The 3,283-nt window shown below is 42.3% G+C and carries 2 protein-coding genes; both read left to right on the forward strand.

What is annotated here, in order from left to right:
- The first annotated feature begins 68 nt into the window (after nt 1–68).
- Nucleotides 69–1,415 carry a septum formation initiator gene (locus E7204_RS00300; protein ID WP_295180476.1) on the forward strand — a complete coding sequence of 449 codons (1,347 nt, stop codon included), beginning with the start codon at nt 69–71 and terminating at the stop codon, nt 1,413–1,415.
- A gap of 266 nt (nt 1,416–1,681) precedes the next feature.
- Nucleotides 1,682–3,085 (forward strand): NAD(P)-dependent oxidoreductase, encoded by a 1,404-nt coding sequence (locus E7204_RS00305; protein ID WP_295180478.1) that lies wholly within the window; start codon nt 1,682–1,684, stop codon nt 3,083–3,085.
- Nucleotides 3,086–3,283: the final 198 nt, after the last annotated feature.

Genomic DNA, 3,283 nt, shown 5'->3' on the forward strand with positions numbered 1-3,283 from the left:
CAGGTTTTAGAAAAGGACGAAAAGTGTTGTTTTTAGGTTTTACAGGTTCACTATTAAGGAGTAAAGGTATGTTAGATGAAAGAACAGTAGTCCATAAGGACATACCGGTTCAGGAGGAATTACCGGTATATGGCGAACAAACAACAATTCGCGAAAGTATTACTAAAACGTTAGATGCCTCCAAATGGAATAAAGAAGACACAACTTGGATGCTTGGTTTATTCGGTACGGCAATTGGCGCCGGCGTATTATTCTTGCCAATTAATGCAGGTATCGGCGGTATTTGGCCATTATTGATGATTACCTTGTTTGCATTCCCGGTAACATTCTTGGCTCACCGTGCATTAGCTCGTTTCGTTATGTCTGCTTCCTCACCGGATAAGGGTATTATCGGTGCGGTTGAAGAATTCTGGGGCCCTACAGCAGCTCGCGTATTCAACGTAGTTTATTTTGTTGGTATTTATACTATCTTGTTATTATATTCCGTAGCGATTACCAACACGACTGATAGTTTATTACAGAATCAGCTCGGTATTGCCGGCGTTGATCGTGCGTTAATTACCGTGGCTGTTATCGTTGGTTTATTGGCCTTCGTTCGCATGGGTCAGGATATTATCGTTCGTATCATGAGTTACTTGGTATATCCGTTCATCGCTACTTTGTTAGTTATCGGCTTATACCTCATCCCTGAATGGAACACCGCTATTTTAACCTACCAGCCTGAAGGCGGTAGCAGCAGTGCTATGCTCATGACTTTGTGGATGACCTTCCCGGTTCTCGTATTCTCGTTCAACCATTTCCCAATTATTTCCGCGTTTGTTATGAAAGAACGCCAGGAATATGGTGATGAACATGTAGATAAAAAATGTCATGATATTCAAAAATATGCAGTTCTCTTAATGTTCGGCGTAGTAATGTTCTTCGTTTACAGCTGCGTATTCGCTTTATCGCCTGCTGATTTACAAGCTGCTAAAGATCAGAATATCTCCATTTTATCCTACTTAGCTAACCATTTTAACACACCATTCATTGCTTGGTTGGCTCCAATCATCGCCTTCGTTGCGATTACTAAATCTTTCTTGGGTCACTATGTAGGTGCTTATGAAGGTTTACGCGATATCGTTATTGATTTGGGTCATGTTAACAAAAAAGAGTTAAATGCTAAAACGGTTGACCGCATTATCTTGGCATTCATGCTCATTACTTGCTGCTTGATTGCCTACATCAACCCAAGTATTTTAGGTATTATCGAAACATTGAGCGGTCCGGCTATCGCGTTCATTCTCTTGTTAATGCCTATGGTTGCTATTTTCAAAGTGCCAAAAATGCAAAAATACCGCAGCGTAACGAACTACTTTGTTATCGTAATCGGTATCATCACTGTAGCCGCTATGTTCTACGGTCTTATCCAGTAATTGGATTTTAAAAAAGTTCATGATTAGGTTTGTAAGCCACCATCTGAGTCATTCTCAAATGGTGGCTTCTTTTATTATTGCCACATACAGACAATATTTGTAAATTCAGTAATCGGCTAATTATGTCTTATTTGGTCGACTATTTACTACCTACAGGCGTTATGGTATAGTAGAATTAGTTTTTTAAAAGATATAGGGAAAAGGAATAGTATAGAACGACTCATCAATGAAGGCATTGATAAGTGAGAATTAGAGGAGGGAAATCCATGGTTGGACCAAATGAAGCTACTAATCAACAAGCAGCAAATGCAAAGGCCAATGAGGCAGCGGCGAAGGCTCGTCGTCATGCGTATTTGGATGATGCAGATTATACATTAGAGGAAGCACTTGCTGAGGCTAAGCGATGCTTAAATTGCGCGAAGCCTTTGTGCCGTACGGGTTGTCCGATTGAAAATGAGATTCCTCGTTTCATTCAGGCTATTGCGCGCGGTAACTTTGGGGAAGCTAATGATATTATCGGTGAACGCAGCAATTTGCCGGCCGTTTGCGGTCGTGTTTGCCCTCGTGAAAAACAGTGCGAAGGTCATTGTATTTTGAATCGTGCCAATAAACCAATCAACATCGGTAAATTGGAACGTTTTGCGGCGGATTTTGAAAGTTTGCACGGCTTACGTCGTATGAAACCAATCATCAAGGATCAGGGAAAAATCGGGATTATCGGGTCCGGCCCGGCTGGTCTTACCGTTGCCAGTGATATGGCAAAGCTTGGCTATGAAGTAACGATTTTTGAAAAACAGGACGAACCGGGCGGTATTTTATTGTACGGTATTCCGGCGTTCCGCTTGAGTAAAGAAGTGGTACATCGTGAAATTAATCGTCTTAAAGCTTTGGGCGTAAAATTTGAATGTAATACGATTATCGGACCGAATAAAACTATCGACTCTTTATTTGAAGAAGGGTATGACGCTATTTTCATCGCTACTGGTACGCATGTGCCAATGGAACTTCCTATGCGCGGTGATGAAAAACCGGGCGTTTTACAAGCAATGGCCTTATTAACCGCCGTTCAATTACACGAAAACGGTCGTGTCGGCGATGACGCCATTCCGGTTCAAAAAGGTGACCGTGTCGTTGTAATCGGTGCCGGTAATGTGGCGATGGATGCGGCTCGTACTTGCGTGCGCTTAGGTGCTGAATCCGTTACGGTAGCATACCGTCGCGGCGAAGAAAATATGAGTGCTAACCCATCCGAATACGAAGAAGCAAAAGAAGAAAATGTTCGCTTTAAATTCTATGCATCACCGGCTAGCGTAGAAGGGGATGTTGTAGTTGAAGGTTTGCGCTGTGAAATTCAGGAACCGCAAGAAGATGGTTCCATTCAGCCAACCGGTCACTATGAAGTGATTCCGGCGGATAAGATTATCATCGCCATCGGTCACAAACCGAATGCTCGCTTAGTGGGTCCGGGTAACGGCATCGAAGTTAATAAAGACGGTTATGTTGTCACTCGTGAAATGCCTTATGGTATGACCAGCCGCAAGGGCGTTTTTGCGGGCGGTGACGTAGTGCATAAACCTGCGACCGTAGTACTCGCTATGCGCGCTGCTAAAAAGGTGGTAGAAGGCATGGTTAACTATTGCGAAGCCAAACGCTACTTGGGCGATCTTTAATTAGCTTTTATAAATCTTACTGAAATATAATATTTGAAAAATAAAACCTCCTATACCCGTGAACTGCACCCCAAAAATTGGACACAATTTTTGGAGGTGCAGTTTTTTTATGGCAAAGTATTCTAAAGAAATTAAAGAAAAAGTTTACTGTCTATTTGAGCGTGGATGGGGATTCCATGCAACTGCTAAAGAATTAAA

Source organism: Veillonella sp. (genome assembly GCF_015058545.1).
GTDB lineage: Bacteria > Bacillota > Negativicutes > Veillonellales > Veillonellaceae > Veillonella_A.

Excerpts from the sequence above, each read along its gene's own strand:
- E7204_RS00300 (WP_295180476.1), top strand. The coding sequence starts at position 69 with ATGTTAGATGAAAGAACAGTAGTCCATAAGGACATACCGGTTCAGGAG.
- E7204_RS00305 (WP_295180478.1), top strand. The coding sequence starts at position 1,682 with ATGGTTGGACCAAATGAAGCTACTAATCAACAAGCAGCAAATGCAAAG.